The organism is Nocardioides sp., assembly GCF_047607365.1.
Lineage (GTDB): Bacteria > Actinomycetota > Actinomycetes > Propionibacteriales > Nocardioidaceae > Nocardioides.
Genome location: NZ_JASGDD010000183.1, coordinates 1 through 19920, shown reverse-complemented (window position 1 = coordinate 19920; position 19920 = coordinate 1). Strand labels below are relative to the sequence as shown.

The following is a 19920-nucleotide window of genomic DNA, read 5'->3' as shown; positions in this document are numbered from 1 at the left end:
GCAGCGGCCTCGTCGAGGAGCTCCTCGACCCGGGCGACCGCGTCGACGGCGTACGCGCGGACGAGGTCCTCGCCCAGCGTCGACGTCGCGATCCGGCCGATGACGTCGCGTCCCCAGGCGCGGTTGCCCGGCAGCGACGGGTCGGTGTCGGGGGTGTTGGCGAACGGCGCCGGGAGCGCCTCGCCGACCGGAAGACGGCGGTCCTGGGTGCGGTTGGGCGGGGGCACGGCGTCCGAGCAGGCCGCGAGCGACGCGGCGAAGCGGTCGCGCTCGCGGCGGTAGAGCGCGGTGTCGGCGTGGATGTCGAAGACGGCCGACATGAAGTTGTCCTGCGACGCGCCCTCCTCGAGGCGGCGGACGAGGTAGGCGATGGCGACGTCGAAGTCGTCGGGGTGGACGACCGGCACGTAGAGCAGCAGTCCGACCCCCTCGGCGGCGATGGTCTCGCGAACCGCCTCGGCCTGGCCCTCGGCCATGCCGAGCAGCATCTCGAACTCCACCGCGTCCCGGACCCCGCGACGGCCGGAGAGGATCCAGGCGTAGGCGATGTCGAAGAGGTTGTGTCCCGCGACGCCCATCCGGACGTTGGCGGCCCGCTCGGGGGTGAGCGCGTAGGCGAGCACGTTCTTGTACGACGTGTCCGACTCCTGCTTCGAGCCCCAGGTGGCCAGCGGCCAGCCCATGAGGGAGGCCTGCACCCGCTCCATCGGGAGGTTGGCGCCCTTGACCAGACGCACCTTGATCGGCGCGCCACCGCGCGCCCGGCGAGCGGCCGACCACTCCTGGAGCCGGATCATCGCGCCCATCGCGTCGGGCAGGTAGGCCTGCAGCACGATGCCCGCCTCGAGGCCGAGCAGCTCCTCCCGGTCGAGGATCCGGGTGAAGACGTCGATCGTGATGTCGAGGTCGTGGTACTCCTCCATGTCCAGGTTGATGAACTTCGGAGCCCCGCGGGACGCCGAGGTGGCGGCGTACCGGTAGAGCGGGAGGAGTCGCTCGACGACGTGGTCGACGGCCTGGTCGTAGGACCACGGCGAGTGCGGCGCGACCGGCGAGGAGACCTTGATCGACACGTAGTCGACGTCCGGGCGCTCGAGCAGGCGACGGGTGCCCTCCAGGCGCCGGTTGGCCTCGGCCTCGCCGAGCACCGCCTCGCCGAGCAGGTTGACGTTGAGCCTCACCCCACGCCGGCGGATCCGGGCGATGGCGCGGCCGAGCCTGGCGTCGGTGGCGTCGATGAGGAGGTGGCCGACCATCCGGCGCAGCACCCGGCGCGCGATCGGGATGACGAGCCAGGGCGCGACGAGGGAGAGCGCGGCGCCGAGCCGCAGCGCGAGCCGCTGGTACAGCGGCAGGAAGGACGGAGTGATCGCGACCAGCTCGCGCAGCGCGGTGGCGGCGACGGCGAGGTCCTCGGGCCGCACGACGCGATCGACGAAGCCGACGGTGAACTCCAGCCCGCGCGGGTCCTCGAGCACGGCGGCCAGGCGCTTGGCCGCGGGATGGACCGGCTTGGTGGCGGCCGCGTCGAGCCACGCACGCACCTGGTCCTCCACCTCGGCGAGGAGGTCGGCCCCGGTGTCGGGGGCGTCGGCGTCACGGCTCGCACGGGTCGTCATGCCCTCCATCATCCGCCCGCTTGACTGATCGCGTAAAGCGATGTTTCCTCACTACTAATCATTTGATTCTCTTACGAATGGAGGAGTCGTGCTCGACGTACGCCGGCTCCGGCTGCTCCACGAGCTCGCCCAGCGCGGCACGCTCGCCGAGGTCGCCGCCACGCTCCACCAGAGCCCGTCGTCGGTCTCCCAGCAGCTGGCCCAGCTCGAGCGCGACGTCGGCACGCCCCTGCTCCGCAAGGTGGGTCGCGGCGTCGAGCTGACCCCGGCGGCCACCGTGCTGGTCGAGCACGCCGCCGCGCTCCTGCAGGGGCTGGAGGACGCCGAGGCGGCGGTCGCCGCGCTCGCCGACCAGGCGGCCGGGACCGTCCGGCTGGCCGCGTTCCAGTCCGCCGCGGTCGCGTTCATGCCGCAGCTGCTCACCCACCTCGCCGAGCACCACCCGCGGGTGCGGGTGACGATGTCGCAGCGGGTGCCCGAGGAGGCGCTCGAGGCGATCCGGGCCCGCGAGCTCGACCTCGTCATCGCGGTGGAGTACCCGGGGAGCGCGGCGCCGCGCTACCCGGAACTGCGCTGGGCCGGGCTCGCCACCGACACCCTCCAGCTCGCCGTGCCGCGGACGGGCCGGTGGCGCGACGCGTCCTCGCTCGCCGACGTGGCCGACGCGCCCTGGGTGATGGAGCCGCGGCCGGCGTACTCGCGCGCCTGGGCCGAGCTGGCCTGCCGCACGGCGGGGTTCGAGCCGGAGGTGCGCTACGAGGTGGACGACCTGGAGACCCACGCGGCCCTCGTCGCCTCGGGGCACGCGGTGGCGATCCTGCCGAGCCTGATGACCGCCCGCCGCTCCCCCGATGCGCGGCTGGTGGCGCTCGCCGGCGCTCCTCGCCGGACGGTGCACACCGTCACCCGGCGGGCCGTCGCCGACACCCCCGCCATCGCGGCCTGCCACGCGGCGCTGCGCGCGATCGTGCCGCGCGAGCTCTGAGCGCGACCGTCCGACCCGGGGTCAGCGGTCCAGGGGCTTGAGGTCGCGGACGGGGACGCGGACCGTGAGCAGGTCGCCGGCCATCCGGATCCGGCCGCGCAGGCCGGCCGCGAGCACCATCGGCAGCACTGCCTGGTTGTCGGCGCGCGTGGTCAGGAGGATCTCGTCGGCGCCCATGCCGTTGGCCAGGCGCGAGGCGTCGGTGAGCAGCCGGGTCCCGATCCCGCGCCGCTGCCAGGCCGCGTCCACCTTGAGGTCGACGGCGCGCACGGTGTCGCCGTCGTCGTTGACGCCGGCGTCCTGCACCTCCGCGCTGCCCACGACGACCCCGTCGATGTACGCCGACACGCCGGCGCCCTCGACGAGGTACTCCGGCGTCGCGCCACTGCCGAGGCGCCGCCCACCGGCGTTGGACGCGATCGCGGCCGACTCCTGGGTGCGGGCGATGACGTCGCTCACCAGACCGGCGATCGCCTCGCCGCGGGCCTGCTCGGTGTCGGTGAAGGGAGCGGTCCGGTGCACCGACACCTGGACCTCGCCGACGGTGAACTCGGCCGACTCCTGCGTCTTGCCGTCGACCGGGTCGGGCTCGGCGTCGAAGAGCCGGGCCACCACCTCGGGGAAGGAGGCCGGACGGTTGAGGATCGCCCGCGCGGCCTGGACGTAGAGGGTCGGCTGGTCGGAGAGGGCCGCCTCGGTGCAGGCCTGGATGACGACGTGCGTCGCCCCGGCGGCGGTGAGGATCGGCTCGATCTCGGCGGTGTCGGGGGCGCTGACCACGATCTCGTCGGTGACGTTCTCGATGCCCGGGAAGACCTGGAGGGCGAGGATGTTGACCCCCGCGGCACCGAAGCCCTGCGCCAGCGCGGCCAGGGTCCCCGGCTTGTCGGGAAGCGTCGCCCGGATACGCCACAGCATGGGTCCATTGTGACCCGATGAGATTGCGTCGATATTTCAGCCGGGCTCAGAGGTTCCGCCCATAGGTGGCGTCGTCGCGAGCGTCGCGACGTGCGTGCGCTCGCAAGGCGCGGACTCGAAGGCAGGCTGGAAGCCTGTCGAGAGGCCGCAACGCCGCGAGCGTGCGTGCAGCGCGGCGCGCAGCAGGCGCCACCTATGGGCGGAACCTCTCAGGCGGGCAGGCGAGGCGTGATGAGCGGCTCGGCGGCGATGGCGCCCGTGACCGCGCGGATCGCCCCCTCGACGTCGGCGATGGTGAGGGCGCCCAGGTCGCCACGGCCCTTCAGGCGCTCCGCCACCGTCTCCAGCGCCACCGCGGCGAGTCGTGCGACCACCACCGCGTAGACGTCGTCCCGGGGGCGCCCGAGCCGCGTCGCGACCGCCGCCTCGAGGTCCGAGCGCTCGCGCCTGAAGTCGTCGAGCACCAGGGCACGGGCCGTCGGAGTCGACTCGACGATCGCACGGATCCGCCGATGCCGCTCCGAGGTCTCCCGCGCGAGGCTCAGGAAGTCCAGCATCGCCTGGCCCAGCGACTCCGCCACGGGCTCGTCCACCGGCCGCGCCGCGAACGCGGCGATGAGATGCCCACGCAGGGCGAGCGGCTCGGTGAGCAGCGTCTCCTTGGTCGGGAAGTAGCGGTAGAGCGTGGAGGCGCTCACCTCGGCCCGCTCCGCGATCTCCTCCATCGTCGCGGCGTCGAAGCCACGCTCCTCGAAGAGCGCCAGCGCCGCGTCGAGGATCGCCTCGCGCGTCCGCGCGGCCTTGCGCTCCCGGAGACCAGACATGACGAATATCATAACAGTTTCCGTTATTTGGAAGTAACTCTCAGAATCGTGTTGACTACCGACATCACCCCCTTCCCGAAGGACTCACCATGGCCTGGCAGCTCTTCCGACTCGGACGCTGGTCGTTCCTGCACCGCCGCATCGTCGCCGGCGCCTGGCTGGTGATCCTCGTGCTGGCCGGCACGGGCGCCGCCACGCTCTCCGGCTCGACCGACGACAACTTCAGCCTCCCGGGGCTGGAGTCGACCGACGCCTTCTCGCTCATCACCGACCGCACCGGCTCGGCGTCCGACGGCGCGACGGCGTACGTCGTCTTCCAGGCGCCCGACGGCGGCGACGTCACCAGCGCGGACGACAAGGCCGCCATCGAGGCGGCGCTGAAGGAGATCACGACGAAGCACGTCGCGTCGGTGGCGGACCCGTTCACCTCCGGCGCCGTGTCGGAGGACAAGACGATCGCCTACGCCACGGTGAGCTACACCGAGCAGGCCGTCGAGCTGACCGCCGCCGACAAGGAGGCCGCCGACGCGGCCAAGGCGGCGGCCGAGAAGTACGGCCTCACCGTCGCCATCGGCGGCGACGCCTTCCAGGAGGCCGGGGCGGGCAGCGCGGCCGAGGCCATCGGCATCGCGATCGCGCTCGTCGTCCTGCTCATCACCTTCGGCTCGCTCGTCGCTGCCGGGATGCCGCTCCTGACCGCGATCATCGGCGTCGGCATCGGCATCGCCGGCATCACGACGCTCACCGGGTTCGTCACCCTCAGCTCGACCACCAGCGCCCTCGGCAGCATGCTCGGGCTCGCGGTCGGCATCGACTACGCCCTCTTCATCATGTCGCGCTACCAGCACGAGGTCCGCCAGGGCCGGCCGCTGGACGAGGCCGCCGGACGCGCCGTGGGCACCGCCGGGTCGGCGGTCATCTTCGCCGGCCTCACCGTCGTGATCGCGCTCGCCGGCCTCTCCATCTGCGGCATCGGCTTCCTCACCCAGATGGGCCTCGGCGGCGCCGCGATGGTCGCGCTCGCCGTCCTCATCGCGCTGACCCTGTTGCCGGCGCTGCTCGGCTTCGCCGGCAAGCGCGTGCTCGGCGGACGGATCAAGTTCCTCAAGAACCGCGACACCGAGGGCTCCGACGCCAGCGAAGGAGGAGTTCGGACCAACGGCCAGCGCTGGATCGACCTGGTGTCCCGCCTCCGCGTCCCGGCGCTCGTCGGCGGCATCCTCGGCGCCGTCGTCATCTCGATCCCCGTCACCAAGATGGAGCTCGCGATCCCCGACAACGGCACGGCGCCGGCCGGCTCGGACGCCCGCGTCGCCTACGACCTCATCGCCGAGGGCTTCGGCGCCGGCTTCAACGGCCCCCTCGTCGTCGTGGTCGACACGGCCGAGGCCGACGACGCCCTGACCGCCGTCGAGACGGCCGTGAGCGAGGTCTCCGCGATCACCGACGACGTGAGCGCCGTCGTCCCGCCCACCGGCATCGGGGACGCCGCGACCGACGAGACCCGCGCGGCACTGGAGCAGCAGCTCGACGCCACCGGGTTCGCCACCATCACCGTCATCCCCAGCAGCGGGCCCTCCGACGCGGCGACCAAGGAGCTCGTCCACACGCTCCGGGCGGCCCTGGCGCACCTGAACGGGGAGACCGGCGCGACGCCGTACGTCAGCGGGCAGACGGCCGTCGCGGTCGACATCTCCCAGAAGCTGACCGACGTCTTCCCGCGCTACCTCGCCGTGGTCGTCGGACTGGCCGTGATCCTGCTGATCCTGGTGTTCCGCTCGATCTGGGTGCCGATCAAGGCGGCCGTCGGCTTCCTCTTCTCGGTCGGGATCTCGCTCGGCGCGACGGTCGCGGTCTTCCAGTGGGGCTGGCTGAACGGCCTCATCGGCCTCGACTCGACCTCACCGGTGGTCTTCATCCTCCCGATCCTGCTGACCGGCGTGCTGTTCGGCCTCGCGATGGACTACGAGGTCTTCCTGGTCACCCGGATGCGGGAGGCCTACGTGCACGGCTCCGAGGCGCGCACGGCGGTCAAGGTCGGGTTCGCGCACAGCGCCCGGGTGGTCACCGCGGCCGCCGCGATCATGACCGGCGTCTTCGCGGGCTTCGCCCTCGGCGACGAGGTGATCATCAAGACGATCGGCTTCGCGCTCGCGGTGGGCGTGATCGCCGACGCCTTCCTCGTGCGGATGCTGATCGTGCCGGCGCTGATGATGGTGGTCGGCGAGCGGATCTGGTGGCTGCCCGCCTGGCTGGACCGCCTGCTCCCCAACCTCGACATCGAGGGCGAGGGCCTCGACGCGCGGCTGGAGGCTCAGTCCGCCGGCTAGGCCATACGGCGGCGTGGCGGGGCAGGCGTCGTACGCCGTCAGCCCGCGGCGCCGCAGCACGCGGAGGGAGAGGCGCTGAAGGCGGCGGATTCCCGGAGGACGGCGTAGATCTCCCACCGCTCGCCGTCGGGCGCGTTCTCGACCCAGAACTTGTCCTGCTCGGCGTAGCAGCAGGTGATGCCGCGCTCGTCGACCGAGGCGAGGCCGGCGGAGCGGAGCCGGGCCTGCTCGGCATCGACGTGGCCGGTGTCAGCGACCTCGACGCCGAGGTGGTTGATGCTGCCGCCTCGGCCAGGGCTCTCGATGAGGACCAGCTTGAGCGGCGGCTCGGTGATCGCGAAGTTGGCGTAGCCGGGCTCGGTCTTCGCCGGGGCGGTGCCGAAGAGGGCCGCGTAGAAGGCGATCGACCTCTCGAGGTCGTCGACGTTGAGGGCGAGCTGGACGCGGGACATGGCTCCTCCAAGAACATTGATGACTGTCGATATTGAGGTTGCCACGGACATAGATGTCCGTCAACATAGATGTGTGTCGAAGTCTTTTCTGAAGCTCACCCCCGTCGAGACGGTGGCGTGCTGCTCCCCGCTGGCGTCCACCCCGCTGAGTGCCGAGCAGTCCGAGCGGATCGCGCCGCTGCTCAAGGCCCTGGCGGACCCCGTGCGGCTGCGGCTGCTGTCGCTGGTGGCGGCCCACGCGGACGGCGAGGCGTGCGTGTGCGATCTGCACGAGGCCTTCGACCTCTCACAGCCGACGATCAGCCACCACCTGAAGGTGCTGCACGAGGCCGGTCTGCTCGACCGGTCCAAGCGTGGCACCTGGGTCTACTACTCCGTGCGCACCGGGGCTCTCGCCGACCTGGCGGCCCTCATCGGCGGCGGCCTGTGAGCGCCCCCGTCCACGAGCACGGCGGCGAGCTGATCCGCAGGGCGACGGCGGAGCTCGTCGGCACCGCCTTCCTCGTCGCAACGGTCATCGGCTCAGGGATCATGGCCACCCGCCTCACTGCTGACGTCGGGCTGCAGCTGCTCGCGAGCGGTCTCGCGACCGGCGCCGCCCTGGTCACGCTGATCGTGACGCTGAGGCCGGTCTCCGCGGCGTTCAATCCCGTCATGACCGGGGTGGAGGCCGTCCTCGGCGGCATCACCTGGCGCGAGGCGGGCGTGCTCGCCGTCGCGCAGGTGGGCGGCGGGACGCTCGGCGCGGTGGTGGCGAACCTGATGTTCGACCTCGATGCCGTCTCCCTCTCGGCCCACGAGCGCTCCGGCGGCGGACCGTGGCTCGGCGAGGTCGTGGCCACCCTCGGCCTGGTGCTGGTCGCGTTCGGCGGAGCCCGCTCACGCCGCACCGAGACGGTCGCGTTCGCCGTCGGCGGCTACATCACCGCGGCGTACTGGTTCACCTCCTCGACCTGCTTCGCCAACCCCGCCGTGACGATCGCCCGGATGTTCTCCGACACCTTCGCCGGCATCGAGCCCACCTCCGTGCCGATGTTCCTGCTCATGCAGACCCTCGGGGCGGGCCTGGCCCTCGGGCTGCTCCATGTCCTCTACCCGGCGACCTCGTCCCTCGTGCCCGACCGGGCCTGATCCCTCGAAAGGAGTCTGATCGATGAGCACCACGCCCACCGTCCTGTTCGTCTGCGTCCACAACGCCGGCCGCTCCCAGATGGCCGCCGGCTACCTCCAGCACCTCGCCGGGGACCGCATCGAAGTCCTCTCCGCGGGCTCGCGGCCCGGCCACGAGATCAACCCCGTCGCGGTCGCCGCGATGGCCGAGGAGGGCATCGACATCGCCGGGAACCGGCCCCGAGTCCTCACGCCCGAGGCGGTCCGGGCCGCTGACGTCGTCGTCACGATGGGCTGTGGCGACGAGTGCCCCTACGTCCCCGGCAAGCGATATGAGGACTGGGTCCTCGACGATCCCGCCGGCCGGGACCTCGACGCCGTCCGCCCGATCCGCGACGAGATCCGCCGGCACGCCGAGAGGCTGATCGGCGAGCTGTTGCCGTGACCCTCGGACTCGTCCCCCTGCTGGCCGCGCACTGGCCCGAGGTCGAGCGCATCTACGGGGCCGGGATCGCGACCGGGCACGCGACCTTCGAGTCCGCTCCACCGACCTGGGAGAGGTTCGACGCGGGCAAGCGGGCCGACCTCCGCCTGGTCGCGCTCGACCCGGCCGGGCGCGTGCTCGGCTGGGCGGCGGCGTCGGACACCTCGGACCGGTGCGTCTATGCCGGCGTGGTCGAGCACTCGGTGTACGTCGACCCCGCCGCGCACGGTTCCGGCGTCGGGCGCGCCCTGCTCGACGGGCTCGTGGCCGCGGCCGAGGACGCCGGGGTCTGGACGATCCAGTCCGGGATCTTCCCCGAGAACACCGCCAGCCTGGCGCTCCACCGGGCCGCCGGATTCCGTGTCGTCGGCACGCGACGGCGCCTCGGCCGGATGACCCACGGTCCCTTCGCCGGCCGGTGGCGCGACGTCACGCTCGTCGAGCGCCGCAGCACCGTCGTCGGGAGCTGAAGGAGCCCCCGACCTGGTCCAGGTCGGGGGCTCCGTCGTCGCGGATCCGAGGGGATCAGTGGCCGTGGCCGTGCCCGTGGCCGCCGGCGGCCGCGGGCTCCTCCTCCTCGGGCTTGTCCACGACCAGGGTCTCGGTCGTGAGCAGCAGGCCGGCGATCGAGACGGCGTTGATCAGCGCGGAGCGCGTCACCTTGACCGGGTCGATCACGCCGGCGGCCACGAGGTCGCCGTACTCGCCGGTGGCGGCGTTGAAGCCCTGCCCCTCGCCGAGCTCGCGGACCTTGGTGGTCACGACATAGCCGTTGTCGCCGCCGTTCTCGGCGATCCAGCGCAGCGGCTCGTCGGCGGCCTTGCGCACGATGCGCACGCCGACGGCCTCCTCACCGGTGAGGCCGAGGTCGCCGTCGAGGACCGACACCGCGTGGATGAGGGCCGAGCCGCCGCCGGCGACGATGCCCTCCTCGATCGCGGCGCGCGTCGCGGAGACGGCGTCCTCGATGCGGTGCTTCTTCTCCTTGAGCTCCACCTCGGTGTGGGCGCCGACCTTGATCACGCAGACACCGCCGGCGAGCTTCGCGAGGCGCTCCTGGAGCTTCTCGCGGTCCCAGTCGGAGTCGGTGCCCGCGATCTCGGCCTGGATCTGCGCGACCCGGCCGTTGACCCGAGCCGTGTCGCCGCCGCCGTCGACGATCGTCGTGTTGTCCTTCGACACCACGACGCGACGGGCGGTACCGAGCACATCGAGCCCGACCTGGTCGAGCTTGAGGCCGACCTCGGGGGCGACGACCTGGGCGCCGGTGAGGATCGCGATGTCCTCGAGGATCGCCTTGCGGCGGTCGCCGAACGCCGGGGCCTTGACCGCCACCGCGTTGAAGGTGCCCTTGATCTTGTTCACCACGAGGGTGGAGAGGGCCTCGCCCTCGACGTCCTCGGCGATGATGAAGAGCGGCTTGCCCGCGGCGATGACCTTCTCGAGCAGGGGCAGCAGCTCCTGGATCGAGGAGACCTTGCCCTGCACGAGCAGGATCAGCGGGTCGTCGAGGACGGCCTCCATGCGCTCGGGGTCGGAGACGAAGTACGCCGAGATGTAGCCCTTGTCGAACTGCATGCCCTCGGTGAACTCGAGCTCGGTCGTCGGGGTCGAGGACTCCTCGACCGTGATGACGCCGTCCTTGCCGACCTTGTCGAACGCCTCGGCGAGGAGCTCGCCGATGTGCTCGTCGCGGCTCGAGATCGTGGCGACCGAGGCCATCTCGGACTTCTCGTCGACCGACTTGGCGGTCGCGAGGAGCTGCTCGCTCACGGCCTTCGCCGCCGCGTCCATACCGCGCTTGAGGCCCATCGGGTTGGAGCCGGCCGCGACGGCGCGGAGGCCCTCGTGGACGAGCGCCTGGGCAAGGACGGTCGCGGTCGTCGTACCGTCTCCGGCGACGTCGTTGGTCTTGGTGGCGACCTCCTTGGTGAGCTGCGCACCGAGGTTCTCGAACGGGTCGTCGAGCTCGACCTCACGCGCGACGGTGACACCGTCGTTGGTGATGGTCGGGGCGCCCCACTTCTTGTCGAGGACGACGTAGCGGCCCTTGGGGCCCAGCGTCACCTTGACCGCGTTGGCCAGGGCGTCGACGCCGCGCTCCAGCGAGCGCCGCGCGTCCTCGTCGAACTCGAGGATCTTCGGCATCAGCCGATCACCGCGAGGACGTCGCGGGCGGAGAGGATGAGGTACTCCTCGCCGGAGTACTTGACCTCGGTGCCGCCGTACTTGCTGTAGATCACGCGGTCGCCGACGCTGACGTCGAGCGGAACGCGGTTGCCGTTGTCGTCGATGCGACCGGGGCCGACAGCGAGGACCTCGCCCTCCTGCGGCTTCTCCTTGGCGGTGTCGGGGATGACGAGACCCGACGCAGTGGTCTGCTCAGCCTCGACCTGCTTGATGATGATGCGGTCCTCGAGAGGCTTGATGTTGATCGACACGGTGTCGAACTCCTTCGTGCGTGCTTCACGTCCGGTTGGCACACTCAAGGCGAGAGTGCCAATCCCGACGTTAGCACTCGCTCAAGTCGAGTGCCAGACGGGTCCCGGTGATCGGTGGCGATAGGTTCGCGGGGTGGACCTGGACGCCTTCGCGTGGCTGCTGACCGCCGACGGGCAGCGGCTGCTCGCGCGCGCCGAGGAGGTCGCCGCGACCGGCGTGGACGCGCTGCGGGCGCAGACCATCCTGCGCAAGGAGGGCTCCGCGCCACGGGTCGCGGTGGCGCTGTCCCAGGTCGAGCTGCGGCGGCGGGCGGCGTCGAAGTTCGGGTCGCTCGCCGCCTCGATGTACTTCACGCCCGACGGCCTGGAGCAGGCCACCCGGCTGAGCGTCGCGTCCCATCGGGCCTCCCGGCTCGCGGCGTTCGGCGCCGCGTCGGTGATCGACCTGGGCTGTGGGATCGGGGGCGACCTGATCGCCGCCGCGCGCGCCGGGATCGTGGCCGCGGGCGTCGATCTCGACCCCGAGCGGGTGGCGGTGGCCTCGGCCAACCTGGCGGCCCTGAGCCTCGAGGGCGCCGTCTCCGCGGCCGACGCGACGGTGGTCGACCACTCCCCCTTCGACGTCGCCTTCGCCGATCCCGCCCGTCGCTCCGGCCGGGGCCGCGAGCTGGCCACCGACGGCTGGTCGCCGCCGTGGGACTGGGTCTCGACGCTGTTCGCGCGCGACGCGTGCGTCAAGGTGGCGCCCGGGATCGACCACGCCCTGATCCCGGCGTCGGTGGAGGGCGAGTGGGTCTCCGACCACGGCGAGGTCAAGGAGGCGGCGCTCTGGGCGGGACGTCTCGCGACCGTACGCCGGCGGGCGACCGTCATCCGCGACGGCGGTCTGGCCACGCTGACCGACGAGGACGACCCGCTCGACCCGCTGTCCGCGGACGGCCGGGGCGACGCCGTACGGGAGCTGGGGGGCTTCCTCTACGAGCCGGACGGGGCGGTGATCAGGGCCGGGCTGGTGACCGCCGTCGCCGCCGGTGTCGGCGGCGGGCTGCTCGACGAGCACATCGCCTACGTGACGTCGGACGAGTCGTTCCGGACGCCGTTCGCGAGCGGCTACCAGGTGATCGAGGAGCTGCCGTTCCGGGAGCGGGCGCTGCGCGCCGCGCTGCGCGAGCGAGGCATCGGGCGGCTGACGATCAAGAAGCGCGGCGTTGCGATCGTGCCGGAGACGCTGCGCCGCTCGCTGTCGCTCTCCGGGCCCAACGAGGCGACGATCGTGATGACCCGCGTCGCCGGCGAGGGGCGCTGCCTGTCGGTGCGGCCCTTCTGAGCCGCCGCTGCAACCTCGCGGGGGCCGGGCGCGTCTATCGTCTGTGAACCCGACGACGACGGAGGTGCAGCGCGTGGCGACGAGATCGGTCGGGCCGCGGGATGCCGCCTTCACCGCATTCCTCCATGCCCGGCAGCCCGCGCTGCTGCGGATCGCCTGGCTCCTGACCGGCGACCTGCCGACGGCCGAGGACGTCCTGCAGACCTCTCTGGCGCGGCTCTACCTCGCCTGGGACCGGGTCGAGGACCCCCACGCGTTCCTGCGCCGCGTGATGACCAACGAGACCACCTCGCTGTGGCGCCGCGCCTGGCGCAGGCGCGAGGTCTCCAGCTCCGAGCTGCCGGAGACGACGCACGAGACGGCGTACGACGACACCGCGGGCATCGTCTGGGAGCTCGTCCAGGGCCTGGCCCCGCGGGCGCGCGCCGTGGTCGTGCTGCGCTACTACGAGGGCCTCTCGGAGGCCGAGATCGCCGACACCCTCGGCATCTCGCCCGGGACGGTGAAGTCCCAGGCGTCCCGCGCGCTCGCCGCCCTGCGCACCCGCATCCCCGCCGACCTCCAGGAGGACCTGTCATGACCATGGACTCCGAGGTCCGCAGGGCGCTCGCCGAGCGCGCCGACTCCCTCGGCACCAGCGCGCCGCTGTCGCTGGCCGACGTCCTGGGTCGCGCCAGCCGCATCCGCCGCCGGCGTGCCGGCGCCGCCGGGGCGGGCGTCCTCATCGTGGCCGCGGCCGTCACGGCCGTGGTGCTTCCCCTGACCACGTCCGGCAGCTCGACGCGCTCCGTCGACCCCGCCTCGCAGGTGCCGTCGCTGTCGGCGCGGACCGACGACCCGACCATCCCGTATCTCGTCGACGGCCAGGTGATGCTGCCCGGCGGCGGGCAGGTGGGGCTGGACTCCGACGACCCGGTCACCGGCTTCGTGCCGCTGACCGGCGGCGACGTGCTGTTCGCGACCGACCACGAGGGCGACGTGTGGGTGAGGGGCGGATGGGGCTCGAGCACTGCCAGCGCCGCACCCGTCGCCTCGGCCGACGGCCGCGCTGCTGCCTGGGTCGACCCCTCGACCCTGCAGGTGTCGATGCACATCGCCGGCGAGTCGACGCCGATCACCTTCGGCACCATCGACGCGTCCAGCGCCAGGGCCGGCGAGACCCAGGCGACCGTGGCGGCGGTCACCGGATCGCACTGTCCCCAACAGTGCACCGTCTGGGTGAACGTCACCCAGCCCGACACCGCCGGCGAGACGATGTCCGGGAGCTTCGTGGGGATGCTGAGGGCGGACGACGACGTGGACGCCCCCTGGGTCCACAACGAAGCGGTCTGGTCCAAAGGCACGGCGGAGCCGCAGATGCCGGAACTCGACGACGTCGTCGGGGACGTGGCGGCCGCCACCCTCGAGTACGCCGCCGCGGGCTCGGCCGCAGCCGGTGACGACCCGCAGTGCGAGGCGGACGGAATCGTGCGCTGGTCGGGAGTAGCCGACGACGACCACGGTGTCCGCTGGCGTACGTGCCGCTGGCGCGACCTGGACCTGTCTCCGTCGGCGACCTACGCCACCGGCGTGCCCGTTCAGGGCGACGGCCTCGGGCCGCGCTCGGTGGGCGTCCTCGACGCTGCCACCGGTGACCAGGTCGCTGGGGTGGAGGCGCCCGGCTCGACGATCATGGACAGCGCGTGGGAGGACGACCGGAGCCTGCTGCTCGTCACCCGCGACGACGACGGGAGGACCTGGCGCCTGCAGCGCTACGACGTCGAGGCGGACACCCTGGTCCAGCTCCGGACGGTGTCGGCCGACCCCGACGACTACGGCGCGATCGTCCTGCCCTGACCGCCCGGTCGTGCGGCAACTGCTGGTGAAGGCTCCGCCCAGGCCCGGACGGGCGGGATTCACCAGCAGTTGTCGCGGCCCGGGGCGGAGGGGGCGGGCACGAGCGCTCAGCCACTTCAGGCGCTCAGCCACTTCAGGCGCTCAGGCAGTCAGACGAGCACGGACTCGATCGGCTGGCTGGAGTCGGCGGGCAGGTCGAGCGCCGACGGGGTGCGGCCGCGGGCGACCATCTCCGAGCCGAGGGCGGCGACCATGGCGCCGTTGTCGGTGCACAGTCCGGGCCGCGGGACGCGCACCCGCACCCCGAGCTCCGCGGCGCGCGACTCCGCCAGCACCCGCAGCCGTGAGTTGGCGGCGACGCCTCCCCCGATGACGAGGTCCTCGACACCGGACGACGCGCAGGCGTCCAGCGCCTTGCGCACCAGCACGTCGACGACCGCCTCCTGGAACGAGGCGGCGACGTCGGCGATCGGGACCGGCTCGCCGGAGCGCTCACGCGCCTCGACCCAGCGGGCGACGGCCGTCTTGAGCCCGGAGAAGGAGAAGTCGAAGCGGTGCCGCTCCAGGTCGCGGTTCGTCGTCAGCCCGCGCGGGAAGTCGATCGCGATCGAGGATCCCGACCGCGCCTCGCGGTCGATCACCGGGCCACCGGGGAAGCCCAGGCCGAGCAGGCGGGCGACCTTGTCGAAGGCCTCCCCCGCGGCGTCGTCGATGGTCGCGCCCAGCGGCTCGACGCCGGTGGTCAGATCCGTCACGCGCAGCAGGGAGGAGTGCCCGCCGGAGACGAGCATCGCGATCGACGGCTCGGGCAGCGGGCCGTGCTCGAGCTGGTCGACCGCCACGTGGGCGGCGAGGTGGTTCACGCCGTAGATCGGCTTGCCCAGCGAGAGCGCCAGCGCCTTGGCCGCGGCGACGCCGACGAGCAGCGCTCCCGCGAGGCCCGGTCCGGCCGTCACCGCGATGGCGTCGACGTCGCGCAGGGCGACGCCGGCCGTCGTACAGGCGCGCTCCACGGTGGGGACCATCGCCTCCAGGTGCGCCCGCGACGCGACCTCGGGCACGACGCCGCCGAACCGGGCGTGCTCCTCGACGCTGCTGGCCACCGTGTCGGCCAGGAGGGTGTGGCCGCGGACGATGCCGACCCCGGTCTCGTCGCAGGACGTCTCGATCCCGAGGACCAGCGGCTCACTGCTCACGTCAGCATCCTCTCAAGGACGACGCCGGTGGTGCCGTCGCGGTAGTAGCCGACCCGACGGTCGATCTCCGCGAACCCCTCGCTGCGATAGAGCGCGAGCCCGGCGTGATTGGTCTCGCGCACCTCGAGCAGCAGCCGCTCCGCCCCGTCGCCACGGGCGAGGTCGACGGTCGCGTGCAGGAGGGCGCGCCCCAGCCCCGCGCCGCGGTACGCCGGCAGCACGGCGATCCGCTGGAGCTCGGCGTCCTCGAAGAGGATCGAGACGATCGCGTGGCCCACGACCGTCCCGGCCCGCTCGAGGACGAGGAGCCGGACCGTTGGGAGGCCGCCCTCGACGACGGCGCGGAGATACTCGGCGGTCCAGGCGTCGTCGGGGAACGACTCGAGCTCGGAGGCGGCCACGGCCTCGACGTCGCCGAGCAGCGCGGCCCGCACCGAGACCTCACTCACCGCCGGACCTTCCTGCCCTTCCGGCCATGGCGCGAGGGCCCGAGCGTCCCGACACGGACGCGAAATCGGGGAGGGAGCCGTCATCGCTCGGCATCGGGCCGCCGGAGATAGAGCGGCTCCGTCGCCAGCAGCTCGAAGCGGTCGGCGGCGACGCCCCGGGCCAGCCAGCCGGCGCTCGGCCGCAGCGGCCCGACCGAGTCGGGAAACGCGGCCGGGTAGAGGACCGTGCCCTCGCCGATGGTGACGAGCCGGCCGGGCAGCGCGTCCGGGCGCTCGACCACGGGGCCGGTGAGCCGGTCGCCCAGGGGCGAGTACGCGGCGAAGTACACCTCCTTGCGACGGGCGTCGGTGGCCACCTGGAAGGGCCCCCGGACGGTGCCGGTCTCGACGGCCTCGAGCGCGAGCACGTCGAGGGTGCACACCCCGTCCACGGGGATCGCGAGCGCGAACCCCATGGTGCGGGCGGTGACCAGGCCGACCCGCAGGCCGGTGAAGGGACCGGGCCCGACCCCGACGGCGATCCGCGTCAGGTCGGCCGGCACGGCATCGGCCTCCGCCAGGACGGAGGCGATCAGCGGCGCGAGCTCCTCGCCGTGCTTCATCGCGCGGTCACCGGCGGCCTCGGCCAGGGGCTCGGTCCCCTCCTCCCCGGAGTGGAGCGCGACCGTCACCTGGGGCGTGGCGGTGTCGAAGGCAAGCAGCATCGTCAGGTCACTCGCCGATCCCGGTGATGGCGGCCCAGTCGACGTCGTGCCAGCGCTGCCCGACGGGCGTGATCGCCACGCGGCGAGGGTCGTCGTGGCCGGCGACCGCATCCTCGACGGCGCTGTCGACGGCGCTGTCGACGTCGACGGCGCCGGGCAGCTCGTCGCCGGCCAGCGCTCGGGTGATGACGATCTCGAGCCGCGCCTCGCTCAGCCCCTCGGCCATCCCCGCTCCCCACTCGACGACGGTCACCGCGTCGTCGAGATCGGTGTCGAGATCGAGGTCGTCGAGCTCGGCGATGGAGCCCAGCCGGTAGGCGTCGACGTGGACGAGCCGCGGCGCCTCGGGCGCCTCCGGCAGCGGCGGGTGCACCCGGGCGATGACGAACGTCGGCGACGTGATCGGGCCGCGCACGCCGAGTCCGTCGGCGAGCCCCTGCGTGAACGTGGTTTTCCCCGCCCCGAGCTCACCGGTCAGCACGCACAGGTCCCCCGCCTGGAGCACCCGCGCGAGCCGGGCGCCCAGATGGCGCATCTCCTCGGCCGTGGACACCGTGGCCACGTGGGTGTGGAGCGGACGGCGCATCTCGACGTACGGCGAGGTCCGCCGCACCTCCCGGAAACCCTGCCGGTCCCAGAACAGGATGTTGCGCGGCAGCTCCTCGCGCGCGATGACGGTGATGTCCCGGAACCGGTCGCCGGCGGCCGCGGCGACGCGGTCCACCATGGCGCGGGCGATGCCATGACCCTGCTCGCCCGGCAGCACGGCGAAGCGCCGGATGAAGACGGTCTGCCCGACCGGGTCGAGGATGAGGGTGCCGACGGCGATGCCGTCGCGGCGGGCGATGAGGCCGCCGAGCACCGCGAGCTTCTCGGCGATCGTCGACTCGGTCTCCGCCAGCGCGTCGGCCGGCGGGTCGAGGGGCGGCCGCTCGCCGAAGGCGGCGCGGACCACCGCGAGCACCTCCGCAGCCGCCTCCGGCCCGACGCGCTCGGTCGTCAGGCCGGCCGGAGCAGGGGAAAGGCTGGTCAACGCCGTGCCTCCGGCCGGGCCCAGGACGGGATGGGATTCGCCGTCCGCATCGTGGGGGCGTACCGGCCGTCCGTCGCACGATGCGGGGGGCGAAGGTCGCCCGCTCCCGGGTTCGGACGGGGGTGCATGGTCGGTCAGCGTCTCCCCGGGGTCACGACCGGGAGACCTGCGCGGCGCTGAGGAGCTGGTCGAGGGCGGCGTTGACCTGGCCGTGGCGCTCCAGGATGACCATGTGCCCGGCACCCGGGCACTCGACCAGCGTCGAGCCGGGGATGCGCGCGTTGAGCTTGCGGCTGTGGCCGATCGAGGTGAGCTTGTCGGCGGTGCCGCAGATGACGGTCGTGGGGACCTCGCCGAGGATGCCGACGTGGTCGAACTTGTCGAACTCCCCGAAGCCGGGGAAGAACTCGGCGACCACCTGGAACGGTGTGGCGGAGAGCATGTCGTCGACGAACTCGACGTAGGACGCCGGCACCTCGTCGCCGAAGGCGAAGCTGTCGGTCGCGACCGTGGCGATCGAGCGCCCCAGACGGCGTACGCCGTCGACGGCTCGATGGCCGCGCGCGAGCGCGCGGACCGTGCCGCTGGCGAAGCCCGAGGTGAAGCGCGAGGGCACCATCGGGAAGAGCAGCCGCGCCGGGTCGAGGCCGCCCGCGGTGGTCGAGATGAGAGCGGCGCCGATGACCTTGGCGCCCATGAGCTCGGGGAACTGCTCGGCGAACGCCACGATCGTCATGCCGCCCATCGAGTGGCCGACGAGGACGACGGGACCGTCGGGGACGACCGCGTCGATCACGGCCTTGAGGTCGCGGCCGAGCTGGTCGATCGTGCCCTCCTTGATGTCGCCGCGTCCCGAGCGGCCGTGGGAGCGCTGGTCGTAGAAGACCGTCCGCACCAGCCCGCGGAACGCCGCGCGCTGGAAGTGCCAGCAGTCGAGGTTGAGCGCGTAGCCGTGCGCGAAGACGATCGTGACCGGCGGCGGCGAGTGCCGGGCGTCGACGTGGACGGCCTCGTCGATCTCCACGTGGAGCGGCACGCCGTCGTCGGCGATGACGGTCACGGGCGCGGAGTGCAGCGACCCGAACGGCGCGGCGGTGCCGGCCCGCTGGGAGATGTGGCGGCGACGCTGCGCGACCCGGACGGCCCCGCCTGCGGCGGCGATCCCCGCAGCGCCGGCCAGAGCGCCGGCGATGCGTGCGGTGACGCCCATCAGATCCCCCCTCGTGCCGGTAATGCCGGACCCGCCGACTCGTCGTCGTTCTCGCTGTCGCGGAACCGCCGTGCCAGTCTGCCACCCAGGCGCGTCACGATCTCGTAGTGGATCGTCCCGGCCGCCTCGGCCCACTCCTGCGCCGTCGGCTCGCCCCTCGTCCCCGGACCCATCAGGACGACGGTCTCCCCCGCGTCCAGCCCCCCCGGCCCGGCGCCCAGGTCGACCACGAACTGGTCCATGCACACGCTTCCCCGAATCGGCCTGCGGAGCCCGCTCACGAGGACGTCGGCGCGGTTGGCCGCGGCGCGCGGGATGCCGTCGGCGTACCCGACGGGGACGAGGCCGACCGTGGTGTCGGCCGGCGCGGTCCAGTGGCCGCCGTACGACACCGAGGCGCCCGCCGGGATCGACTTGACCATCGCGAGCTCGGCCCGGACGCTCATCGCGGGGCGCAGGTCGAGCCCGTGGCGGACGCCGGGCGCGGGGTCGAGGCCGTAGGAGGCGATGCCGCAGCGGACGAGGTCGAACCGCGCGCTCGGCCGGAGCACGGCCGCGGCGGAGTTGGCGAGGTGGCGGACCTCGGGGGTGAGCCCAATCTCGGCGGCGAGGTCGAGCGCCTCGCGGAAGACCTTCTCCTGGGCGTCGTTGGCGGGGTCCTCCGGCTCCTCGCTGGTCGCCAGGTGGCTCCAGATCCCGGCGATGGTCCACGTCCCGGCGTCCTGGCCCGTGCGGGCGTGCTCGAAGAGCGAGCGCCAGTCGGCGGGCATCGCGCCGCCGCGGGAGAGGCCGGTGTCGACCTTGAGGTGGACGCGGGGCGTGGTGCCGGTGCGGGCGCCGGCGTCGCCGATGCGGTCGAGGGTGGCGACGTCGTACGCCGCCACGTCGACGTCGCGCGCGAGCACCTCGTCGAACGTGTCCGACGGCGTGGAGAGCCAGCACAGCAGCCGTCCGGCGTCGCCCGCGTCGCGCAGCCGCACCGCCTCGGCCAGCGTCGCGACG

The 19920-nt window shown here is 72.9% G+C and carries 21 protein-coding genes; 9 read left to right on the top strand and 12 right to left on the bottom strand.

The annotated features are described in order from the left end of the window. Positions 1–1619, bottom strand: a 1619-nt coding sequence (locus QM572_RS14120) for a proline dehydrogenase family protein (RefSeq protein ID WP_415094166.1), incomplete at its 3' end; no start/stop codon positions are given. Between the two features lie 88 nt (positions 1620–1707). On the opposite strand from QM572_RS14120, the gene QM572_RS14115 reads away from it, so the two are divergent. Further along, positions 1708–2604, top strand: coding sequence for a LysR family transcriptional regulator (locus QM572_RS14115; protein ID WP_415094164.1), 897 nt, complete (start codon positions 1708–1710; stop codon positions 2602–2604). A 21-nt stretch (positions 2605–2625) separates the two neighbouring features. On the opposite strand, the gene QM572_RS14110 is transcribed toward QM572_RS14115, so the two are convergent. Both QM572_RS14110 and QM572_RS14105 read right to left on the bottom strand, forming a co-directional pair. Then, on the bottom strand, positions 2626–3522 hold the full coding sequence (locus QM572_RS14110) for a GNAT family N-acetyltransferase (protein WP_415094162.1): 897 nt from the start codon (positions 3520–3522) through the stop codon (positions 2626–2628). A 209-nt stretch (positions 3523–3731) separates the two neighbouring features. After that, the gene (locus QM572_RS14105; RefSeq protein ID WP_415094160.1) at positions 3732–4346 is read right to left on the bottom strand and encodes a TetR/AcrR family transcriptional regulator; all 615 of its coding nucleotides are present in this window, start codon (positions 4344–4346) and stop codon (positions 3732–3734) included. 89 nt (positions 4347–4435) lie between these two features. Between QM572_RS14105 and QM572_RS14100 the strand changes: the two genes are divergently transcribed. Beyond that, positions 4436–6676, top strand: coding sequence for an MMPL family transporter (locus QM572_RS14100; RefSeq protein ID WP_415094158.1), 2241 nt, complete (start codon positions 4436–4438; stop codon positions 6674–6676). Positions 6677–6714: 38 nt separating this feature from the next. Here QM572_RS14100 and QM572_RS14095 read toward each other — a convergent pair whose 3' ends face one another. Next, positions 6715–7128: an ArsI/CadI family heavy metal resistance metalloenzyme gene (locus tag QM572_RS14095; RefSeq protein ID WP_415094156.1), complete on the bottom strand. Its 414-nt coding sequence runs from the start codon at positions 7126–7128 to the stop codon at positions 6715–6717. A gap of 73 nt (positions 7129–7201) precedes the next feature. Between QM572_RS14095 and QM572_RS14090 the strand changes: the two genes are divergently transcribed. The 4 genes from QM572_RS14090 to QM572_RS14075 are packed head-to-tail and all read left to right on the top strand — an operon-like array spanning position 7202 to position 9192. Next, entirely contained in the window at positions 7202–7558 is a 357-nt protein-coding gene (locus QM572_RS14090; RefSeq protein ID WP_415094154.1) for an ArsR/SmtB family transcription factor, read from the top strand. Beyond that, positions 7555–8259 carry an aquaporin gene (locus tag QM572_RS14085; protein ID WP_415094152.1) on the top strand — a complete coding sequence of 235 codons (705 nt, stop codon included), beginning with the start codon at positions 7555–7557 and terminating at the stop codon, positions 8257–8259. Before QM572_RS14090 ends, QM572_RS14085 begins: the two co-directional genes overlap by 4 nt. Before the next feature lie 22 nt (positions 8260–8281). Beyond that, positions 8282–8683 (top strand): arsenate reductase ArsC, encoded by a 402-nt coding sequence (locus tag QM572_RS14080; protein WP_415094150.1) that lies wholly within the window; start codon positions 8282–8284, stop codon positions 8681–8683. Continuing rightward, positions 8680–9192: a GNAT family N-acetyltransferase gene (locus tag QM572_RS14075; protein WP_415094148.1), complete on the top strand. Its 513-nt coding sequence runs from the start codon at positions 8680–8682 to the stop codon at positions 9190–9192. Before QM572_RS14080 ends, QM572_RS14075 begins: the two co-directional genes overlap by 4 nt. A 55-nt stretch (positions 9193–9247) precedes the next feature. On the opposite strand, the gene groL is transcribed toward QM572_RS14075, so the two are convergent. Both groL and groES read right to left on the bottom strand, forming a co-directional pair. Continuing rightward, positions 9248–10870 (bottom strand): chaperonin GroEL, encoded by a 1623-nt coding sequence (groL, locus tag QM572_RS14070; protein WP_415094146.1) that lies wholly within the window; start codon positions 10868–10870, stop codon positions 9248–9250. Next, positions 10870–11163 (bottom strand): co-chaperone GroES, encoded by a 294-nt coding sequence (groES, locus tag QM572_RS14065; RefSeq protein ID WP_415094144.1) that lies wholly within the window; start codon positions 11161–11163, stop codon positions 10870–10872. Before groES ends, groL begins: the two co-directional genes overlap by 1 nt. A 133-nt stretch (positions 11164–11296) precedes the next feature. On the opposite strand from groES, the gene QM572_RS14060 reads away from it, so the two are divergent. From QM572_RS14060 to QM572_RS14050, 3 genes are all read left to right on the top strand, one after another. Beyond that, positions 11297–12490 (top strand): THUMP-like domain-containing protein, encoded by a 1194-nt coding sequence (locus tag QM572_RS14060; protein ID WP_415094142.1) that lies wholly within the window; start codon positions 11297–11299, stop codon positions 12488–12490. 73 nt (positions 12491–12563) lie between these two features. After that, positions 12564–13070, top strand: coding sequence for a SigE family RNA polymerase sigma factor (locus QM572_RS14055; protein ID WP_415094140.1), 507 nt, complete (start codon positions 12564–12566; stop codon positions 13068–13070). After that, the gene (locus QM572_RS14050; RefSeq protein ID WP_415094138.1) at positions 13067–14326 is read left to right on the top strand and encodes a hypothetical protein; all 1260 of its coding nucleotides are present in this window, start codon (positions 13067–13069) and stop codon (positions 14324–14326) included. The genes QM572_RS14055 and QM572_RS14050 overlap by 4 nt, the downstream gene beginning before the upstream one ends. A 149-nt stretch (positions 14327–14475) precedes the next feature. Here the strand turns inward: QM572_RS14050 and tsaD are convergent, their stop codons facing one another. From tsaD to alr, 6 genes are all read right to left on the bottom strand, one after another. Then, positions 14476–15522 carry a tRNA (adenosine(37)-N6)-threonylcarbamoyltransferase complex transferase subunit TsaD gene (tsaD, locus tag QM572_RS14045; protein ID WP_415094136.1) on the bottom strand — a complete coding sequence of 349 codons (1047 nt, stop codon included), beginning with the start codon at positions 15520–15522 and terminating at the stop codon, positions 14476–14478. Then, positions 15519–15971 (bottom strand): ribosomal protein S18-alanine N-acetyltransferase, encoded by a 453-nt coding sequence (gene rimI / locus QM572_RS14040; RefSeq protein ID WP_415094134.1) that lies wholly within the window; start codon positions 15969–15971, stop codon positions 15519–15521. Before rimI ends, tsaD begins: the two co-directional genes overlap by 4 nt. 80 nt (positions 15972–16051) lie before the next feature. After that, positions 16052–16675, bottom strand: coding sequence for a tRNA (adenosine(37)-N6)-threonylcarbamoyltransferase complex dimerization subunit type 1 TsaB (gene tsaB / locus QM572_RS14035; RefSeq protein ID WP_415094132.1), 624 nt, complete (start codon positions 16673–16675; stop codon positions 16052–16054). Positions 16676–16682: 7 nt separating this feature from the next. Further along, positions 16683–17708, bottom strand: a complete 1026-nt coding sequence (gene tsaE / locus QM572_RS14030; protein ID WP_415094130.1) for a tRNA (adenosine(37)-N6)-threonylcarbamoyltransferase complex ATPase subunit type 1 TsaE — start codon at positions 17706–17708, stop codon at positions 16683–16685. 151 nt (positions 17709–17859) lie between these two features. After that, positions 17860–18918 carry an alpha/beta fold hydrolase gene (locus QM572_RS14025; RefSeq protein ID WP_415094128.1) on the bottom strand — a complete coding sequence of 353 codons (1059 nt, stop codon included), beginning with the start codon at positions 18916–18918 and terminating at the stop codon, positions 17860–17862. Next, positions 18918–19920, bottom strand: a 1003-nt coding sequence (gene alr, locus QM572_RS14020) for an alanine racemase (protein ID WP_415094127.1), incomplete at its 5' end; no start/stop codon positions are given. The genes QM572_RS14025 and alr, both read right to left, overlap by 1 nt.